General features: G+C 63.1%; 17 protein-coding genes. 6 read left to right on the top strand and 11 right to left on the bottom strand.

Translation table 11 applies throughout. The features are described 5' to 3' along the window. Positions 1-35: 35 nt before the first annotated feature. From BUS42_RS28190 to BUS42_RS28205, 4 genes are all read right to left on the bottom strand, one after another. The gene (locus BUS42_RS28190) at positions 36-1,856 is read right to left on the bottom strand and encodes a sigma-70 family RNA polymerase sigma factor (protein ID WP_074312588.1); all 1,821 of its coding nucleotides are present in this window, start codon (positions 1,854-1,856) and stop codon (positions 36-38) included. 93 nt (positions 1,857-1,949) lie between these two features. Further along, positions 1,950-2,501 carry a Uma2 family endonuclease gene (locus BUS42_RS28195; RefSeq protein ID WP_074312590.1) on the bottom strand — a complete coding sequence of 184 codons (552 nt, stop codon included), beginning with the start codon at positions 2,499-2,501 and terminating at the stop codon, positions 1,950-1,952. A gap of 30 nt (positions 2,502-2,531) precedes the next feature. Beyond that, the gene (locus BUS42_RS28200) at positions 2,532-3,953 is read right to left on the bottom strand and encodes an FG-GAP repeat domain-containing protein (RefSeq protein WP_074312592.1); all 1,422 of its coding nucleotides are present in this window, start codon (positions 3,951-3,953) and stop codon (positions 2,532-2,534) included. 36 nt (positions 3,954-3,989) lie between these two features. After that, positions 3,990-4,862 carry a hypothetical protein gene (locus tag BUS42_RS28205; protein ID WP_074312594.1) on the bottom strand — a complete coding sequence of 291 codons (873 nt, stop codon included), beginning with the start codon at positions 4,860-4,862 and terminating at the stop codon, positions 3,990-3,992. A 405-nt stretch (positions 4,863-5,267) separates the two neighbouring features. Here BUS42_RS28205 and BUS42_RS28210 point away from each other — a divergent pair, with 405 nt between their 5' ends. Together BUS42_RS28210 and BUS42_RS28215 are read left to right on the top strand one after the other, a co-directional pair. Continuing rightward, the gene (locus BUS42_RS28210; protein ID WP_074312596.1) at positions 5,268-5,864 is read left to right on the top strand and encodes a hypothetical protein; all 597 of its coding nucleotides are present in this window, start codon (positions 5,268-5,270) and stop codon (positions 5,862-5,864) included. 225 nt (positions 5,865-6,089) lie between these two features. After that, a complete protein-coding gene (locus tag BUS42_RS28215; RefSeq protein ID WP_074312598.1) occupies positions 6,090-6,566 on the top strand; it encodes a VanZ family protein in 477 nt (158 codons plus the stop codon). Here BUS42_RS28215 and BUS42_RS28220 read toward each other — a convergent pair whose 3' ends face one another. The 3 genes from BUS42_RS28220 to BUS42_RS28230 form a co-directional block, all read right to left on the bottom strand. Continuing rightward, positions 6,567-7,145, bottom strand: coding sequence for a hypothetical protein (locus tag BUS42_RS28220; RefSeq protein ID WP_074312600.1), 579 nt, complete (start codon positions 7,143-7,145; stop codon positions 6,567-6,569). It lies immediately after the preceding gene. A 25-nt stretch (positions 7,146-7,170) separates the two neighbouring features. Then, entirely contained in the window at positions 7,171-8,730 is a 1,560-nt protein-coding gene (locus BUS42_RS28225) for an ABC transporter substrate-binding protein (RefSeq protein ID WP_074312602.1), read from the bottom strand. Positions 8,731-8,976: 246 nt separating this feature from the next. After that, positions 8,977-9,660 (bottom strand): hypothetical protein, encoded by a 684-nt coding sequence (locus BUS42_RS28230; protein ID WP_074312604.1) that lies wholly within the window; start codon positions 9,658-9,660, stop codon positions 8,977-8,979. Between the two features lie 785 nt (positions 9,661-10,445). On the opposite strand from BUS42_RS28230, the gene BUS42_RS28235 reads away from it, so the two are divergent. The 4 genes from BUS42_RS28235 (at position 10,446) to BUS42_RS28250 (ending at position 15,619) form a co-directional block, all read left to right on the top strand. Beyond that, positions 10,446-11,843, top strand: coding sequence for a dipeptidase (locus BUS42_RS28235; protein WP_074312606.1), 1,398 nt, complete (start codon positions 10,446-10,448; stop codon positions 11,841-11,843). Positions 11,844-12,137: 294 nt separating this feature from the next. Continuing rightward, positions 12,138-13,433, top strand: a complete 1,296-nt coding sequence (serS, locus tag BUS42_RS28240; protein ID WP_074312608.1) for a serine--tRNA ligase — start codon at positions 12,138-12,140, stop codon at positions 13,431-13,433. Positions 13,434-13,483: 50 nt separating this feature from the next. Beyond that, complete coding sequence (gene mgtE, locus BUS42_RS28245) at positions 13,484-14,863, top strand: magnesium transporter (protein ID WP_074312610.1); 1,380 nt, start codon at positions 13,484-13,486, stop codon at positions 14,861-14,863. Between the two features lie 12 nt (positions 14,864-14,875). Further along, the gene (locus BUS42_RS28250; RefSeq protein WP_074312612.1) at positions 14,876-15,619 is read left to right on the top strand and encodes a creatininase family protein; all 744 of its coding nucleotides are present in this window, start codon (positions 14,876-14,878) and stop codon (positions 15,617-15,619) included. Positions 15,620-15,720: 101 nt separating this feature from the next. Here BUS42_RS28250 and BUS42_RS28255 read toward each other — a convergent pair whose 3' ends face one another. From BUS42_RS28255 to BUS42_RS28270, 4 genes are all read right to left on the bottom strand, one after another. Then, positions 15,721-16,641: a hypothetical protein gene (locus BUS42_RS28255; RefSeq protein WP_074312614.1), complete on the bottom strand. Its 921-nt coding sequence runs from the start codon at positions 16,639-16,641 to the stop codon at positions 15,721-15,723. Position 16,642: 1 nt separating this feature from the next. Then, on the bottom strand, positions 16,643-17,749 hold the full coding sequence (locus BUS42_RS28260) for a hypothetical protein (RefSeq protein ID WP_074312616.1): 1,107 nt from the start codon (positions 17,747-17,749) through the stop codon (positions 16,643-16,645). A 10-nt stretch (positions 17,750-17,759) separates the two neighbouring features. Then, positions 17,760-19,082 carry a di-heme oxidoredictase family protein gene (locus tag BUS42_RS28265; RefSeq protein ID WP_074312617.1) on the bottom strand — a complete coding sequence of 441 codons (1,323 nt, stop codon included), beginning with the start codon at positions 19,080-19,082 and terminating at the stop codon, positions 17,760-17,762. 173 nt (positions 19,083-19,255) lie between these two features. Continuing rightward, positions 19,256-19,678 (bottom strand): BlaI/MecI/CopY family transcriptional regulator, encoded by a 423-nt coding sequence (locus tag BUS42_RS28270; RefSeq protein WP_074312618.1) that lies wholly within the window; start codon positions 19,676-19,678, stop codon positions 19,256-19,258. Between the last annotated feature and the right edge of the window lie 225 nt (positions 19,679-19,903).

Consider the following 19,903-nt stretch of genomic DNA (forward strand, 5'->3'; position numbering starts at 1 on the left):
AAAGAACGATCCGCGTTGGGAACATTGCATGGACGCTACCTCCTTACCGCTCCGAGTGATTCCAGGGAGTAGAGAACTCGCGTCGAGACCTCGGCCCAGGAATGGATTCCGCCCCACTGACTGAAGGCGTCCACTGCATTTCTCATGAGTCCCTGCTCATCGCGATTAACCTCATCATCTTTCTTGATGACTTTCCATCCTTCCAAGGGCTTGAACTCGAAGTGAGAGTCGTCCACGGGGCCGTCGCGAGTGACGGAAAGAAATCGGAATGTTTTGGTGGTTCTAGTCTCGGGCTCGATGATGACGACGACCCGGGGAAGAGACTGGATCTTGTCAAAGTCAACAAAAACGTGCTGGATCCAGTTGTCTTTTGTCGGATTCCGTGGTGTGAATCTTATCACGGCGGAGTTTGCCGTTTCTTCGAGCAACTTGATCGTGAAATCTCGCTTGATTTCGGCGACATGCATGGAGAATAGGAAAGGGAAGCTCTCATCGCTCAAGAAAGTGGAGAGGGTGTCTGCCAGACGAGCATTGAGCCAGGCTCTGACGCCGAGCATCACGAGCGATTCTCGCGGCCCATCCTTCATGCCTCTTGGTTTGTCGACAACCAGAACCTGCTTTGATGAGTGCCTGTATTGATAGAGGCGCTCGCCACTTCGCATCAGGCTCTCGTGAGGAAGTTTGGATTGCCCTTTGACCTGATCGGTCGCGATGAACGAATGGTCGGGAGACTTCATCAGAAATTTCCCCTCATACGTTTCTTTATACCTTTTCGGGGATTTGTCAGTCCGGGAAAACGTGACGTTGAGGGTACGTGCTCCACCATTCTTCTCCCATCGAGCGAGAAGCGCTTCTAGGCCGAGGATGGATGGCGTACTGGTGTCGGCGTTGAGCACGAGTTTCGGTGGCGACTTGTCACGATCGGAGTCGGCCTGCTCCGTTTGCCGTAAGTTGGCGGGTGTCGCTGGGCCAGCCTCGTTGCTCGGGGGTTGGGCGGCAAGAGCAACCAGACTTGCCAGAACGAATCCTGGTAAGAGGGCGACTGCCGTGGCGGCTTTCAGTTTGGATAACCACATCGCGCTCAGGACTCCTTCCATCAGCGCGGCCACCGGGGCCGAGAGAGCCCCCGATATCGCCGCTCGACCGGCCGCGATCCGGATCGCGGCTTGAATCGTCTCTTCTGACAAAATGCGGGGAATCATCGCCGCCGTGGTCTGTCGCGAGGCCGCGACCAAGAACCCGGCGGAGAGGGCGACGCCCTTGCGTGTCAATCGCTCACGGAGCAGCCGGCGCGCTCGCGCCATCCGGCTCCGCACGGTGCCGACCGGCCAGCCGAGCTGTGCCGCGGCCAATTCGTGGGTCAGGCCCTGGAAATAACAGAGGACGATCGGGGCGCGGAGCCGCTCGGGGAGCCGCGCGAGCTCGTCATGGAGCAGTGGTGCCACATCGTGGCCGTCGAGGTCTCCGGCGGGGGCCTGAGGGGGCAAGTCCGCCACGGCGTTTTCCCGCCTGATTCGGAGGGTTCGGTTTGCCCGGGCCCGGATCGCCACGCGATAGGCGACCGAGTAGATCCAGGGTCCGAGCGAAGCCTCGAGCTGGATCGTCCCCGCCTTGCGGACGAGGACGAGGAGGGTCGCCTGAAACGCGTCCTCGACGTCGTCGCGGTCGCGGAGCAGATTGCGGCAGACGGTCAGGACGAGCGGGCCATAGCGGGCGAGCAAGGCCTCGAAGGCGGCTTGGTCGTTTCGGGCGGCGAACCGCTCGAGGAGTTGTCCGTCGGTCAAGCCGGCGAGGGTTCCGGCGTGGAAGATCCGCTGAATCTGCGGGAGGACCGCGCCGCCGAGTCCGTTCGCCATGGCCGCTGACACTCCGTGTGAGAAGGCTCTGCCCGCTCAGATAATGCGGCGAAGCCCGGTTTCAATCTCGGTTTCTGCGAATTCTCTTGAGGTTCAGGGGGCGAACACGTCAGAAACGCGATAGCGAAATCCGGGCAGCAGTTCACCCCCGTCGATTTCGTCGTCGCCCGTGAGAACGACCACGACATTGGGGGCGCTGAAGACCGTGACGGTCTGCGTCTTTGGCTTCACGATCCAGACCGCCAGCGCCCCGGCTTTGAACCAGTCGGCGACCTTCTCGTCGACTTCCTCAACGGTGTCGTTCGGAGAAACGACCTCGATGGCCAGGTCAGGAGCGCCGGGCCAGAAGGCCTTCGGGAGACCGGTTTTCGGGATCCGCTCACGGCGGATGAATGCGACGTCGGGGGCCCGCACCGTGTCAGGGTCGGTCGAAAGCTTGAATCCGGTTTCCGCCCCGAAGACTTTGCCGAGTTGATGAGACTTTACGAATGGCTGGAGCGAACCCGTGATTTCGGCGATGATCGATCCATGCTCGCTTCCCGCTGGTGACATGGATCTTAGCTCTCCTCTCACCAGTTCAAGTCGAACTCCGGTGTTCGGCAGTTTCCAGAGTTCATCCGCGGTCGTGGCGTGGGAAATACTCATGCTCACCTCGGTAAAGCAAGTGATTCTTGCTTAATCCTTCTTGGGCCGGTACCAGACGACGTTGTGAGTGGAACCGCCGACGGCGACGATGTCGGGAGTGCCGTCACCGTCAATGTCGCCGCCGCGAAGGTCTTGGGCGGCGATGGCGGTGTCGATGACAGTGCGGTTCCAGGTTTTGCCGTCGAAGTCATAGCCGAGCAGGCTCGTGCCCTGGCCGCGATAGCCGGCGAAGACCTCGTCGTCGCCGTCACCATCCACGTCGGCCACCCAGAGGGCGTGGCCATCTTTGAGGGTCGAGTCGATCACGGTTCGGGGGCCGAACTTCGGTGAGATGAACGGTTCTGTTGGTTCGGATAGGTAGATGGCCACATCGGTTCCGTGCCAGGGCTCGACCGTCGCCAGGAACCTGCGGCCGTCCTTGAGCCGACCGACGTGGATCTCGCTCGCTCCTTGCTTGGGGGCGTCGCCAGGCGCGCCCGGGACGAGAGTTTCGGTTCTGTAGAGGGCCGCACCGCTATAGGCAAAAACAGAGTGCATGGTCACCCCGAGATTGCTTGCTCCGAGAACGACGTAGATTCCGTTCGCCATGAGATCGACCACGTCGATCGCATGAAGGACGGGAGCTTTGCCGATCTCCCGAGGCAACTGATGTCCCTGATCACTCGTCACCGGATGGGCGAGACGCGGCTTTGGATCGACGCTCTTTGAAGTCAGACCGGCTCCGCCTCCGACGCCGCCTGTTCTCTCCTGGTCCTTAGGCAATTCTACAGGAAAGAGGACCAAGTGAGCCGGCTCCTCGGCGAAGGTGGGGGGCTTGGCCGAGGGGCCGAAGAGAGGCGCGACAACCAGTTCGGTCCACTTCACCACTCGCATGTCTTTTTCGCGGTCTTGACCGGCAGGACGTGAGCCGAAGGAAGCCGAAGTCTTGCCAATATGAGCCTCGGAATGCATCCAACGAAGCCGATGGATGCTCGGAATATCGGCGACCGGCACGAGCGTCCAGGGGTCGTCGAGTCCTTTGCCAGGGTGCGCTAGCAAGAGCTTGCCCTTGGCGGGTTGATTCATGGCGAACTCGTAGGCGATGGCGATCTCGGCTTTACCGTCGCCGTCGAGGTCGGCCGTGGCGGTGCTGATGATTCCGGGGGTTTGCTGGGGGTTCGTGACGATCCGCTTCTTCCAGGTTGGGTTCTCATACCAGGCGCAGGTGCCGCCGCCGAGGGCGACGACGTCGGGCTTGCCGTCGCCGTTGACGTCGGCGACCTCGACCTGGTAGGCACCCGGGAACTGGTCGTCGATGACGATCCGCTCGAATTGAGGAAGGGGGCGAGGGTCGGCGGCGACGCAGGGCAAGCTGCAGCAAAGGCCGATGGGAAGCAGGAACGCGGCCACGGAACGAGACGAGAGCCGGGATGTTAAGGCCTTGGCCGCGCTGGTGAATCCTCGGTGTATCACGGGGTGATCCTTTGGGCCTCAAGTGGTGATCGACCGTCACGTCGGTTCATGTTTGCCCCAGCCGGCGGGGGGCCCGGCGGTGTCCTCGGGCTTGACGCGGAGTTGGGCGAGGTCGATCTCGTTGTGGATATCGGACTCGGCCGACTTGAGGCGGTTCTCGAGCAGCGCGACGCGCTGTTCGAGCAGGGCGATCCGCGCTTCGGCCTCGTCGGGGCGTCGGGGGCGGGGCACTTCGGGGTAGTTCAGTTGCCGTTGCAGGGCCGAGAACAGGTAAAGCGGGTCGCGGCCTCGGTTGGCGCGGGCGATTTTCCCTTCCTTTTCGCCGAACAGGATCGGGAATTTCGGCTCGAAACCGGGGTTTCGTCGCTTCTGTTCTGTTACGTAGAAGGCGGAACGGACGAAAATCAGGTCGGCAAAATCGACGTCGCCCAGGCGTGCGCGAAGCAAGAGGATGTAGTCGTGCCAGTCTTCGGTGAAAAACGGATCGGCGGCGATGGCTTCGAGGCCCTTGCCATAGCCCAGGCGGTTCCGTGACATCGCCTCGAACTGATAGACGAACAGACCCGAAAGGGTCGGTCCGTCGGCCTTATAGCGGGCCTCGCGCTCCAGAATCAGCAGCGCCTGGTCCATCGGGAACCGGCTGGTATCGTGCTCAGCCTCCGCGATGACGTGGGTCTGGAACGGGGTGAAGTAATGGCCGATCCGCACCATGGCCGGCGCCATGAGTCCGATCGTCTTGATCTCGGTGGCGAGGTAGGAGACCGCTAACGGAAGGCGGGTGGTCGAGAGGAGTTCCTCGCTGATGCGTGAGAGGACGTCCTGCGACGGCAAGCCGTCGAGCACGCGCTCACGAAACGCGTGAAAAAAATAGGCCTGCTCGATGTATTCCTCCCGATCGAGCACCGGCATGAAACGCTCCTTGTCTGTCTCGGCTGGGGGCACCCCGACCTCTCGCGGCAAAAAAAACGCCGTACGGTGAGGATTGTACACAACGGATCCGCTTCCCATGCACCCTTTTCCGTCGTCGGCGGGTCTCGACTCGGTGCACTTGCTCAGGCACGCTCCCAGCAGCGGGGAATTGCTGGAACGGCCCGAGCCGTCGGCATCGGGAGGGGACCGCGGGGGCTGACCATCAGCAACTTCACGTTTGATCGCCATACTGATCCGTTGCGTCGAAGGAGTCGCTGAGGTTAACCTTCAGAAAAGGGAGTGCGTTTTTGAGCGGTTTCACATCCAGGCTTTTTTGTATCACCTCCGCGCATCGCCGTCCTGTTCGGTCATCGCGCCGACCTTCTGAGACCGGGAGAGGATCCCATGAATCCGCAGGTGAGTTCAATTGTTGACGTGATTTTGGATCGGACGCCGGAGGAGTTGATCGGCGGTGTTTTTATGGCTCTGGTGCTCGCTCTTGGGCTCTCCGGCCTGTTTCACCTGATCCGTCGGAAGGTGAGCGACACTTCGACTTTGATCATTTGCTTAGCGCTCGGCTCCAACCTGGTTGCGATGACCGTGGCCGGGGCGTTCATTCGGTCCAAGTTCATTGGTGGGAGAGCGTCGGGGCGAGACGCGATCATGGCGGGACCGCATTTTCCACCCCCCGGAATGGGTGGGATCCGTTCTTCGTTAATCGCCAGTCGGATTTTCGAAGCGGCTGATCTCAATAGTGATCGCTTCCTGAGCGCGGACGAGGCGGCCTTTGCGGCCGCCCAGTTTGTCAAGGAATCCGGCGAGGGGGGGGACGCACCGCTCGATGAAGGTCGCCTGCGTGCCGCGATTCGAACCCGGCTTTGGCCGCACGGCGGCATGGGGATGGATGGACCTTCGCATCCCGGCGAACGGCCCTGGGCGAACGGCGAGGGAAGAAACCAGCGTTCCTCGCAAAACCGGGAACAAACGCCGCACGGAGGCTGACGAAAATCGTCCGATGGGAAGCCCAACGGCCGGAGATCCTCGCTTGAACCGAGCCGCGCACGCAGCGCAACTGGAGTCAGCGGTTACCGATTGACGTTCCGAGATACCGAGCGCAACCCAATCGCTTACTCCACCGCGCTGTGAGCGCGGCTCGGTTTAAGAGGTGGTCGTTGACTCCACTCCGTTGCGTGCGCGGTTTCGGAGAGTTTCCGGGAGGTCGATGCCTTGCGAAGCGCCGTCTCGGCCCTGCTTCTCACCGCTTATGGTGGTCTGCTCGGCTGGCTGACCTTGTCACCCCACTCCGTCGCTCCTCTCTCCTGGGAGAATCGGCTCCAGCTTCATCCGTTGCGAACCACGGCCGAGTTCCTCGCCGTTGGGGGCTGGCCGATGTTGGTGAACGTTGTGGGGAATCTCGGGGCCTTTATGCCGCTGGGGCTCCTCTGGCCGGTCGTCAGACGGGGACGGACCAGTGTCTGGCGAGTCGGGTGCCTTTCCGCCGCGCTGAGCCTACTGATCGAGACGATCCAGTACGGTTCGGGACGACGGATCGCCGATGTCGACGACCTGCTTCTGAACACCCTGGGGGGGTTGCTCGGATATGGGTTGTATCTCGTCCTGTACCGTTATGTTCCCATCCTCGTGGTCCCTTCGTCGCACCCGGATTTGGTGACGAGCGAGGGAGAAACCGGGTCGTCGGAATAGCTAGGCCTTGAGTTCCGGGACGGGCAACAGCGGGTACGTTTCGAGCAAGCTGTCTCGGGTAATCTCGGTCTGAGGCGTGAAAAACCGCGCGGCGAGCCGGGAGGAGCCGAGACAGCACTCCTTCTCCAGGAGGTAATAGCGGTTGTACTGGTCGATGAGGCGGTTGACGTGATCGACGCCGAGCTCGTCGAGGAATCGAGTCCAGCGGCGGTTGAACCGGACCGCGCTGGCGATCAGGTCGAGCGCGATGGTTCGCTGACGCCGGGGAGGGGCGGATTGGCGGGCCCAGGTGGGGGCTTCCGCGCCACTCAGGGGCCAGAGCGAATCGAGGGGCGCGGCGAAGACCGCCACGCTCGATTCGGGACCGGTGACCGCGCTGGACCACTGGCGGAGGCGGACACGAACCATGTCGAGCATCGCGCTCCGTTCGCGTTGGCAGCGTTCATGCGTTCGTTTGATCGCGTATTCGAGATCCTGCCCACGCCTGGCGAAGGCAGGAAGGTCGAACAGGCCGATCAACTGATTGATCTCGGCGTTGCCGCCGATCGTGGGAGTCGCGTCGTCGTCAGGCTCGTCCATCCGAGGTCTCGTCGAAAGCTGTGGCTCAGGGGGCGGGTGCGGGCGCGGGAGGCTTGGGCGCGGTGGCCAGGGCACTATTGAGGCTACGGCGATAGTGCCAGAGCTGACGCTTGACCCCACGCTGCTTGGTCCGTTCGGTCCATGCGCTGGCGACCGCTTGCAACGCGGTTTCGGCCGGTTCGCCCCGAACTACCGCGGCCCGGCCCTTGGCGAGGTCGGCGAGGTAGCCTTCGGCGTCGGGGATCCGAAGTCCTGGGATCACCCGGGAGTCGGCAAGGGTCTGGATGACCGCATCGGACCACTGGCGCGCATCGACACCGAGGCTCGCCCTCGAGTCGGGCGGTCCCTGGCTGAGCAGAGCGGGTCGAACCGCCAGCATCGGGAAGTCGGGGTCGGCACGGACCCGGCTGGCGATTTCGGGGCTGATGAGATACTTGGCGAAGTCGAGCGCCGCCTCGCGTTTCGGACCCTTCGCCGCGGCGCTGATGGCCACCAGCCAGCCGCCCCCATAGGGCAGATAACTGGGCCGATTGGGGGGCGAGGCCGGCTCGAACTGGTTGCGGTCCGGATTGAACACGCGCTCCGAGCCGGGCAAACGGGCCACACCGATCGACTTGCCGTCCCCCCAACTCGCGGCGTCCTCGGCGCGATCGATCATCATCGCTGCCTCACGACCGCCGAACGCCTGCCGCGCGGCCTTGATATCGAACGCCTCGCTGGTGGGAGGCCCGTAAGCCTTCAACGCTGTCAGACCCCGGAGGGCCTCGACGAACGGCGGCGAGTCGATGCGGGGAGCCATCGAGTCGGCGTCGAAGAGGAACGAATACTGGTCGTGGTGCTGCCCCAGGCTGGCGGCGCGTGCCAGGTAGGTGGCATCTCCCACCCCTTCCGGATCGGGGCCGAGTGCGAGCGCGACACCGGACCGAGGCTTGCCGTCTTGACCCCAGTCACGACCGTGAAAGAACTTGGCCAGGGCGTCGAACTGTTCCCAGGTCTCGGGGAGCTTCAACTCGATCCCAGCTTCCTTCGCCGCCGCCCGGTTGGTCTCGCTCTCGAAGGCGTCGCGGTGATACGCCAGCACCAGGGCCGAACCGCCGTAAGGAAGGCCCAACCTCACGCCACCGTACTTGATGACCTGGTCACGATAAGCCGGGAGCAAGTCGGCGAACTGGAGCGGGTCGGCGGGCCGCTCTCCCGGCGGCACCTCGGCTTGCCCGGGCTCGGGCCTGACGGAGGGCGCGGGGGGGCGGGTGACCGCCTCGGGTAAGTCGGCCAGGAGGCCGAGATCGACCAGTTCACCCAAGCGGTCGCCGCGGAAAAGAAAGACGTCGACCCCTTCCGACCGGGGATCGACCGGTTTCTCCCGAATCGTAACCTCGGCCCCTCGGTTTGCGGACCACTCGCCGCGCTGGGCTGTCAGGGTCGGGAGGATGCCAGGGTCTCCGATCGCCGCGGCGACGATCGTGACGCCCTTGAACGGCTGCTCAGGGGCCGTGGGTGTGTTCGAGCTCCCGGTGCAGCCCACCGTGCTTGTCAGGAGAACGAACAGACCAAACCGGCATCGCGGAGTCACCAGCCTCGTCATTCCGGCAGACCTCAACGTGATCCGAAAAGGCGTGGCTCCGGGACGCGAGCCCGGAGTGAATCCAATGGTACGCAACGCGGCATTGAGCGGTCAAACAGCGCGACCAAAGCTCAGCGGGGCGAGGCCTCGGAAAACCGAGGCCCCGCCCCGCGGGGTGCTCATCAAGGGTGCATCGGAGGGGCCGAACCCAATGAACGTAAACGTGATTTGGGTCGCTTCGTCTTCGCTGAGACTTAGCTTCTTAGCTTAGTGGTCGATTCCCAAGCGGTAGCGGAGCTCGTCAAACTGATCGCGGTAGACGTCGTCCGTCGAGTGCAGGTGCTCGGCCTCGGAGATGAACTTCAAGCTGTCGTCACGACGCAAGCCGTGGTCGAGGAGGATCGCCTCGAACGGCTCGAGGTCGTTGGCATAGACGAAGAGCAGTTTGTGCTCGTCGAACTGCACTTCCATCGGACCGTTGGGATTGAGCGCGGCCAAGCCCGTGCAACCGTCATGGAGCAAGAGCGGCTCATAGTCATAGAGCGTGCTCTTCAAGATGACCGTATCCATGTGCTCACGGTAGAGGTCGGCGTGCGCTCCGGGCTCGCTCTCATGGCTAGATTCCATGACGACGTCCACCTCGTCCCCCAAGGGATCGAGCAGATCCATCAAAACATCAAAGAGCCGCTCGGAGGAAACCGAGGCGGCGAGGACCGGCATCTTATTGCCCGTCTCGGGATCGCAATAAACATCGCGGCGATATCCTTCGCGAGGAATCACCTCAAGACCGAATGAGGGGCGCACCGCATCGGTCAGCGCGAAGTTCCCGTATCGTCCTACGCTGAGATGAGCATCAAGCTGATCTTGGCTGAGGTCGTCGAAGCTGGTTCGAGGCATACGGCTCGTGTTGGTACGCAACACCCGCTCGAGGAAGCGTGAGAGAAAATTCATGGGAAAGGGACCCCTCCTAACCGCGACGAACATTGGGAATGTTTCGTGAGAATCCTCGGTCACTGCGTCGAACGACCTCGGGCTTCCGCCCGAACCTAGCCATCCCAGGCGTTCGTTCGACACCGCGCCCAAGGGAGCCGAAAGCCACCCCGGGGACGGTCGCCTTTCCTTTGGCACCGCTTCAATGCCGTTCTTCTATATATACCACGTCCAGCGTCGAAAACCCGCCCGAGCTGAAAAACAGAGTGAAGCAAAAACAAGGAGCAGACCGATGCGAGAACGAGGTAATTCGATCGGTCCCTGATCGAACGGCCCGTTGGTTTCTCGTTGCGAAAAGATCTATTCGCAAATCCAGTACCAGTCGTACGACTCCACGGGGAAAATCCCCCTTCGGCCTAGCCTGGTCGAAACTTGAGTCTTCTTGGTCGTCATCGGCGTGCGCGCGTTGGGGAAGTCAACGATGCAATCCGACCGGTCCTTTTTGTAAACTTTGCGCGTCTTGCATACAAGTCTTCCGCTTTTCTCATCCCCGGCGTGTGACGCGGGAATGCAACATTCCTTCTGTCTCACGCTCGCTCCGCGTTTCGCACGGCCCCGGCACGCAGGAGTGGTCCAGGTGGAATCGTGCATGAGGTGATGGATTTGCGGCTGGCGGATTGACTGGGTCCTTGCGCTTCCCCAAGCCATCGCCCAGGCTCGTCGGGGCTGTTATACTGGGTTCCCCTTGCGGAATTCCGCATGATTGAGGAACGTCCGGAACCAGGTACTGACGAGGGCTGTTGGACATGGCGATCGACCGGGTGGATGCCTATATCGACGCTCATCGCGCGGATTTCGTGGAGCAGCTCAAAGCGCTGATCCGGATTCCAAGCGTCAGCGCCCAGCCCGATCACAACGCGGACACCCACCGCGCGGCCGAGTTCATTCGCGACGACCTCGCGGCGATGGGCTTGCAAGCCGAGCTGATCGCGACCAAGGGGCATCCGATCGTCTTTGCCCAGAACCCGCCCCGCCCCGGTCTTCCCACGCTCCTGATCTATGGCCATTACGACGTTCAGCCGCCCGAGCCTCTGGAGCCCTGGATTTCCCCCCCCTTTGAACCGACCGAACGCGATGGCAACCTCTATGCCCGCGGTGCGACCGACGACAAGGGGCAAATGTTCACCCACCTCAAGGCCGCGGAGGCCTGGCTCAAAGGGGCGGGTGAGCTTCCCTTGAACGTGAAGTTTCTGATCGAGGGGGAGGAGGAGGTTGGGGGGGCGAACCTGGAACAGTTTGTCGCCGACAACCAGACAAAACTCGCGTGCGACTATGCCGTGATTTCGGACTCCAGCCAATTTGCCCCGGGCATGCCGGCGATCACTTATGGACTGAAGGGGTTGGCCTACTTCGAGATCCTCGTCCAAGGGGCGCGAGTCGACCTCCATTCGGGGACGTTCGGGGGGGCCGTCGCCAATCCGTGCAACGCCTTGGCGGAGATCCTCGCGAGCCTCAAGGGGTCGGACGGCAAGATCCAACTCCCTGGTTTCTACGACTCGGTCAAGCCGTTGGAGGATTGGGAGCGGGCGGAGTTCGCCAAGCTGCCGTTCTCGGAGGCCGAATTCCAGGCGAGTACCGGTGTGCCGTCACTGGAAGGGGAGTCGGGATATACGACGCTCGAGCGGAAGTGGGCCCGACCGACCTGCGACGTGAACGGGATCTACGGCGGTTACCAAGGTCCTGGACCCAAGACCGTGCTCCCGTGCAAGGCGGGAGCCAAGTTCAGTTTCCGTCTCGTCCCCGACCAAGATCCGGCGACGGTCGCCGAACAGCTTCGAGCCCACCTCAAAGCGGTCTGCCCGCCGGGTGTCACCTATGAGCTCATCGTTCACCACGGTGCGCCCGCCGTCCTCGTCGGAGTCGACAGCCCCGGCGTTCGGGCGGCCGTCCGCGCCGTCGAGGTGGGCTTCGGCAAGGCGCCGGTCTTCATCCGCGAAGGGGGCTCGATTCCCGTCGTCGGTCTGCTCAAGGACCAACTCGGCGTCGATACCCTGCTGCTCGGCTGGGGTCAGAACGACGACAACCTGCACGGGCCGAACGAGAAGTTCTCCCTGGCCGACTTCCAGAACGGAATCAAGGCCAGCGCTCACCTGTTCGAAGAGCTGGTCAAGGAGGGAGATCGATCGAAACCCGCGGGGCCCTGAATTCGAGGCGACTTTCGAACCTCCAGGGAGTCGCGGGTTGTCTTGAGGATGAATGCGAAGCTCAGCACGGGTGGGTGTTCATCCGTAGGCCGTGACTTCGAGGGAATTTCCAGCTCGGAGGGCGACCGATCGTGGCCGGGCCGGCCACGATCGGTCGCCCTCCGGGGTTGCGATTACGCTTTGGTGCGTGCCGTGTGTCATGGGGAATCCACCCCTGGCGACGACTGCCGGTCGCTTTATCGAAGTTAGACGTTTCTATCCATCACGAGACCTTTTGTTTTCTAGGGTCGTTCGATGCTCGATATCAAATATCTCTTGGCCAACGTTGAGGCCGTCAAACAGAATTGCCGCAATCGAAACGTCCCGACTGATATCTTGGATGCCGTTGATGTCGTCGTCGAGTTGGAGCAGAAGCGGAAGACGCTCCTCCAGGATGTCGAGGAAGTTCGGCGGCTCCAGAATGCCAACGCTCAAGCGACGGGTAAGGAAAAGGACCCGGAAAAGCGGCAGGCGTTCATTGCCGAGGGGAAACAACTCAAGGCCTCGATCGGCACCAATGAGACCGAGCTCAAGAGTCTTGATGCTCAATTGAAGAGCCAACTGGGTCGGATCCCGAATCTCACCCACCCCGCCGCTCCCGTCGGCGCTCTCGAGGACGAGAGCCTGGAGCTTCGCAAGGTGGGCACGCCTCGTGTCTTCGATTTTAAGGCCAGGGACCACGTTGAGATCGGCAAGGCGCTCGACCTGATCGACTTCGAGAGTGGTGCCAAGGTCTCGGGCCATGGCTTCTACTTCCTCAAGAATGATGCGGTCTTGCTTGAGCTCGCACTCCAGCAGTTTGCGATCCAGACGCTGGTCAAGAAGGGGTTTTCCCCGGTCGTGACGCCCGACCTGGCGCGGAACCAGATTCTCGAGGGGATCGGGTTCACGCCGCGAGGGACCGAGACGCAGATCTACTCGGTTGAGGATTCCGACCTCAGCCTGATCGGCACCGCCGAAATCACCCTGGGCGGAATGCACGCCGATGAGATCTTCGACGAGGCGGTGCTCCCGCTGAAGTACGTCGGGCTCTCGCACTGCTTCCGAACCGAGGCGGGCGCCGCGGGGCGGGCGAGCAAGGGGCTTTATCGGGTTCACCAGTTCACGAAAATCGAGATGTTCGCGTTCACGACGCCCGAGGCGTCCGACCAGACGCACGCGGAACTGCTCGCGATCGAGGAAGAGATCTTCACCGCCCTTGGCATCCCTTATCGCGTCCTCGACATCTGCTCGGGCGACCTTGGGGGCCAGGCTTATCGCAAGTACGATCTTGAGGCCTGGATGCCGGGTCGCGGCGAGGCCGGGGAATATGGTGAGGTCACCAGCACGTCGGATTGCACCGACTACCAGGCGCGTCGGCTCAACATCCGCTACCGGCCGTCCGCCCAGAAGGGAACGCGATTTGTCCATACCCTCAACGGTACGGCGCTCGCTTTGAGCCGGGCCCTGATCGTCATCCTCGAGAACTATCAGCGTGCCGACGGCCTGGTGGATGTCCCCCCCGTGTTGCAGCCGTATATGGGCAAAGCGATTATGGGCCAACGGCCCTGAGTTGTCCGACATGAACCCCCCGAATGTCATTGCGTCCATGAGGGTACCGAATGCGAAACCCGCTGCTGGTTCCCGACCTGCGCGAGTTGATCCAGGCCGGTGAGACGGCGGCGCTTCGCGACTTTTTCAGCGATCACCACCCCGCCCAGGTCGCCGAGATGATCGAGGACCTCCAACTGGTTGAGGGGGACACGATCCTCGGCCTTCTCCCGGCTCGGAACCGCGCCGAGATCCTCAGTTACCTCGATAGCGAGCGCCAGGTCCACCTGATCGAGTCGATGTCGCCGGCAGAGTCGGCCGCCCTGCTCCACCTGATGTCCCACGACGAGCGGGCCGACCTGGTCAACCGGCTCGAAGAGGACAATGTCGACCGTATCCTCCCCCACCTGGCGCAGGCCGAACGCGAGGACATCCGTCGGCTCGCCAGCTATGAGCCGGGGACCGCCGGCTCGGTGATGACGACCGACTACGTGACGCTTTCCCCCCAACTGACCGTCCGCGAGGCCCTGGAACGGCTGCGTCACGATGCGCCCGACAGCGAAACGATCTATTACAACTACGTCGTCGACCCCCAGCGAAAGCTCGTCGGCTTCGTTTCGCTCAAGACCCTGATCCTCTCGCGGAGTGCGTCGGCCCGGATTGGCGACATCATGCGGCACGACGTGATCTTCGCCCGGGTCGACGAGGATCAGGAGTCGGTGGCCCGCCAGATTGGTAAATATGACCTGATCGCGATCCCCGTCGTCGATAGCGCGGACATGCTGGTCGGCATCATCACGCACGACGATGCCATGGACATTCTCCGGAAGGAGCAGACCGAAGACATCCTCGCCTTTGGTGGTGTCTCGAAGGATGCCGAGGCCGATGAGGAGTCGTACTGGCAGGGGCGAATCGTCGAGGCGGTCCGGCGGCGGATCGGCTGGCTGCTGATGCTCTTTCTCGCCGGCACGATCACACGCTTTGTGGTGCACTCGTTCAACTGGGTTGACGACCGGTTCCCGCTCCTCGAGTTTGACACCTTCATCCCGCTCCTGATCGGGACGGGAGGGAATGCGGGGAGTCAGAGCGTGGGAACGATCATCCGCGGCCTCGCCCTGGGCGATATCCGCACGAGTGACACCCTCAAGGTGGTCGGCCGTGAAGTGCTCACCGGCCTGCTTCTGGGGATGCTCCTGGGGGTTCTCGGATTTGGGTTTACCTGGTTGATCCTCGGCCATCCCCCGATCTTCGGGGCGGTCATCGGCCTGGCGATTCTGGGGATCTGCATCTGGGCCAATGGCGTTGGGGCCCTGGTTCCCTTACTGGCGCGCCGGTTTAACATCGACCCCGCGGTCGTCTCGGCACCGTTGATCAGCACGCTCGTGGACGCCACCGGTCTACTGATCTTTTACTCGATCGCCATTCTGTTGTTGATTCGACTCGCCGTGTGAGGAGGCCGCCGCATGCGTTTCGCCGAAATGACCGCCCCGGAACTTCGTGCCCTTTCGCGCGAGCGCACGCTGATCATCGCACCGATCGCCGCGTGTGAGCAGCACAGCCGGCACCTGCCGGTGTTCACCGACTCGATCCTGGTGGCGGCGGTGGCCGACGCAGTCGAGCGCAGCCTGCCCGAGCAGGTGCTGCTCCTCCCCGTGCTCTGGATGGGGGCGAGCGAGCATCACCTGCCGTTCGGCGGCACGTTGACGGCCACGCTGCCGACCTATGAGCTGATGCTCATGGAGTTGCTGACCCCCCTGCTCCGCGACGGGTTCCGGCGGACCATGCTCTTGAACGGCCATGGCGGGAACATCGACCCGCTTCGGATCGCGCTGAGACGGCTCGACACTCAGTTTCCACAGGCCGTGCTGACGGGCGCTGCGTACTGGGAACTCGCCGAGGCCGAGATTGCCGCCCTCTGTCAGGGGCCGCGCAAGACGATGGGCCATGCCTGTGAGATCGAAACATCGATGATTATGCACCTCCGCCCCGACCTGGTGCGCAAGGACCTGATCCTCGACGATCCCGACCCGGACACCGGCGCACTCCGTTCCATCACCTGGGCCCGCGACTTCGGTCGGCGGACCGACCATGGCGCTGTGGGTTACCCGGAAGCGGCCGATGCCGACCGCGGCCGCAAGATGCTCGAGGCGATCGGCCACAAGGTCAGGGCGGTCGCTGAAGGGGTCTTGAACCTTCCGCTGAGCTGAGTGGGGGCTCAGGTGGGCTGCCTGGGTGAATCCTTGGACCACTGGGAAGCACCCAGGCCATTGCTCTGGACATCAATCAAAGAATGGCCGGATAGGCATGTTCAGGAGTTGGTGTAAAGCCGACCCGCGCGGGTTGATGTGGCCCACTTCGGCCGGTAGCGGAACCAGACCAGGGCGTCGGAGTGGGCGTAGTAGGTAAGGCCGAGCACCCGAAACGAGACCATCGCCGCATAGAGGGCGAAGACCCAGAAGCCCCAGAGGCCGATGGCGGCCAAGCGAAGTGACGGGATCGCGAACAGGACGGTCCAGAGGAAGCCGCCGCAGAGCATGACGCTCAAGCCGGCAACCAGGGCCGGCTGAACGTAATCCCAGCCGATGCGTCCGATCGCGACGAGGACCGTGATCGGGTTGGCCGCGGCGAGGCTCTCGTGCAGGAGCGCCGCGGCCAAGGTCATTGACGCGTAACCGGCGCCCATGATGATCAGGTCGGCGAAAACGATCCGGTCGAACCAGTCGATATTGCCGCAGTACATCCAGTAGAGCACGGTCGGGAACCCCCCCACGGCCGCGCCGAAGAGGGCCGCCCAGATCCAACGGCCGAGCCCTTCGGAGATCGTTTCCGGGTTCCACTCGGGCCAATTCGGCTGATCGCCCTCTCCCATGGCGCTGGCGACCAGCATCTGACCGAGGACGAGCAGGGTGTATCCCAGGGTCATCGAGAAACTGAATAAGAGGGGGAGGAAGATCGGCAGGGCCAGCAACCCCAGGGCCCAGTTCGCGCGGCGGAACGGATCGACGATCGCGATCCAATCAAACACGGGGAGCGAGAGTCCGAACAGGACCGGAGGCATGAACACGAGCAAGGCCACTCCGGGCCCGTCACTGACCGGGTGAAGCAGGCAGGAAACCAACCCTGAGCCGCGGAGCCGGCGATTCCGTTCTCGTTGACCGGCCCGGACCGTCCGGATCTCCGCGATGGTTGGAACGACAGGTGCGTTGGGATCGTACCAAGTCTTGCGCATCTCAGCCGCCCCACCTCGGTCGCTCACGGAACCAGCCCAACACCCGGGCATGGCGATGGTAGAAGAGCCCAAGCACTCGCAGGACGACCATCGCCCCGTAGCAGAGAAAGACCCAGTAGCCCCAGTAAGCCAGAGCGGAAAGCCAGGGGCTTTGGACCTCAAGAAGGACCGTCAACGCGTACCAGGCCACGGTCAGGAACGTCGCGATCACGATCGACGGGAAAACCCAGGCCCACCCGACCCGCCAGATTGCTCGGACGACGGTCCCGGGGTGAGCCCCCAGAGGATCGTCATACAAGATTGATGCCAGCAACGCGACTTGACCGTAGATTGCCCCCACGGCCGCCAGCTCCACGAGGATGATCGCGTCGAACAGGTCAACATCCCCACAATATAGCCAATAAGCCACCGAGGGGAACCCACCAAGCAGGCCGCCCACCAAGATGGCCCAGATCCAGCGGCCAATCCCGTGGAGCATCTCCACCGGATCCCAGTCCGGCCAGCGGGGATGATGGACCTCGCCCACCGCGCTCGTGGTGACCACTCGCCCCAGGAAAAGCAGTGTAAAACTCCCCAGCGGCAGAAGCACGAGTCCGGAGGGAAGCAGGGCGAGCATGGTCCCGAGCGGACCGCTGACGCTCCCGGCTCCCCAGGCCAGAACGATCGTCAGGAGCGGGATCGTGGCGAGCCAGAAAACCGGCGGCATCAGAATCAGAAGCGCGATCCCGGTCTCACCCCAGAGCGGGTAGAGCAGGCTCTCGCGCAATCGGGTCTCCGGGTGGGGCGGAACCCGGATCAGCCCGTTCCAACGGGACTTGCTGGATGCGGTCGACGGCTCCCGAGGGGAACGAACCCGCGTGGGGGAGTAACTCGAAGGCCGGGAAGTGGAGGCCGCCGCCAATCCGTAGGCTCCGGCGGTTGCTTCAGGATCGGGATCGGGATTCGGATCGGCCCCGACTGAGGGGGGCGCTGGGATTGCGATAGCCTTGGCGTCTGGGACCCGGAGTAGTCCGCCGCAGGCGGGGCACTTGCCGACGCGGCCGGGGACAGCCCCGGCCGCTCTCAGCCTCATGCCGCAGGCACAGACCAAAATGGTGACGTCGGCCACGATTTTGGGGTCACCTCACCGCAACGGTTTTCGTCTCTTCCGCTTGCGCCGGGGCCCGCAGGGTTTTCAGGAAGGCGATGACCGCGTCGCGATCGGCGCCGGGCAGTTCCTTGAAGCGTACGGCCACGTCGCTCGCCTCGCCCCCGTGGAGCACGATCGCATCCTCGAGCGAGTCTGCGCGGCCGTCGTGAAGGTAAGGGGCCGAGTCGGCCACGCCCCAGAGCGGGGCTGTTCGCCATTCGGCGGGAGTCGGCTGCTCCGAGACCGCGAATTTATCGTTGCGGACCGCCGGTTGGGGGATGATCGAGCCGTAGTATCCTGTGCTCGACTCGAGCTCGACCCCCATGTCGTGGAGCAGCATGTCGGAGTAGATTCCCGCGATCGGTCCGAGCTTCTCCGAATGGCAATCGGCGCAGCCCACCTTGGCAAACAAGGCGTGCCCGGCCTCGACCTGGGACCGGCCCTTCGCGTCGGAGGGAAGGACCTGGGTGGGAGCGGCGAGGTCGCGGATGAAGTCGGTCATCATCACGCACTGCTCGTCGGTCAAGTCGGTCCCTTCCGCCTTGTAGGCGAGCTGACCGAGGGGGACGGCTTGCGGCCGGCCGGGATTGGAGAGGCCCAGCTCGTTGGCGCAGGCGGCCTTGACGAAGTCATTGAGCGTGGCGAACTCGAGTTTCCAGCCGAACCGACCGATCCGGCCGTCGGCGAGCCGGGCGATCCGGCCGCGCACCTTGGAGTCGCGGGCGCCGTTGAGACCGACGAGGCGGGCGGCGGTCGAGTGCTCGCGTTGATGGGAGAGCAGGGTCTCGTCCGCGACGGCGTCGATCAGGCCATCGCCGAACAAGGCCGGGGTATTTCTCTGGGTGATCACGACTTCGGGTGAGCGCGGTCGGGTCCGGTCGGTCAGCACGCTCAGCGGGATCGACGGCTCACGCGGGAGCGAGCTATGAACCAGGTTCAACGTCTCCTGGAGTTCCGGTCGAATCGCCTTCTGGTGAACGACGCCCGAGGGGGGCACCTTACTCTTGGGATCGCTGGAGAGCCCGTAGACGGTCACGTTCCGAGCGACCGGACCGCCGCCCCCGGCTCCGCCTTGATTGTGGCAGGCGAGGCACGAGGTGGCGTTGAAGACGGGCCCGAGGCCGTCCCCCTTGGTGAGCGGATCTTTGACGGTCCAATCGTGATTGAACAGCGTGCGGCCCTCGGCCACCGATTCCGCACTGACCACCTTGGGCCCGGATCGGCTCAGCCGTTCGACGACTTTCCAGGCCGGGGCCAAGACCAATGCCAGGACGATCCAGTGCGCCGGGCGCATGCGCGAACGTGCGGCCATATTTCGGTCTCCCTCTCCGCGGCAGGTCGAGTTGCGGGCGATGTGTAGGACGACTGTAAGAGGCGAACCCAAAGGTCGAGGCCAGCGCCTGGCGGGGGAACTGGCCGGACCATTCGATCAGATCAGAGCCGATCGGTTGAGTGCAGTTCAGAATCAGAGCCGATCAGATCGGTTCAGGCGGACGGCGAGGAGTCGTTGCCTTTTTTCCGGGAGGCGTCGCCGGTCATCTCTTCGAGGACCGACTGGACTTCTTTGGCCTGGCGGGCGTCAAGCGGGTGCGACTTCAGCAAGTGGAGCACGAGCAGGCCGGTCTCCCCCTGGTAAAGCTTCTCGACCAGGTTGTTGACTCGCTTCTGGCGGACTTCCTGGGTCGTGATCGCGGGCCGGTAGACGAACGCCAGTTCGCTCCGGTCGCTGGTGACCACTCCCTTGGTCTCGAGTCGGTCAAGCAGGGTGGCGACGGTGGCGTACGACCACTGACGCCCGGCGGCGCGGAGGGTTTCCAGAACCTCACGGACCGTGGCCTGGCCTCGATCCCAGAGGACCTTCAGTACATCGAGTTCCGAGTCGGGTATGGTCAGTGGACGCTTGGCCATCGGCGGTCATCTCAAAAATCGAACGGGTCAAATCCGCCCCGATCTCGCGCCCCGTTGGGACCCCGCGAGCCCGGGGCCGGGACGGACCGTCTCTCCCGGCTTTCGTATCCTAAGACAACTGTCTCACAACGTCAAGCCCCTCTGTTCTGACAAACGTCTGGATTTCGCTCGGTGTCGTCTCGAACTCTCGATTACCGAAACTGTTAAGGTCGGAGGGCGAGTGGA

Source organism: Singulisphaera sp. GP187 (genome assembly GCF_900129635.1).
GTDB lineage: Bacteria > Planctomycetota > Planctomycetia > Isosphaerales > Isosphaeraceae > Singulisphaera.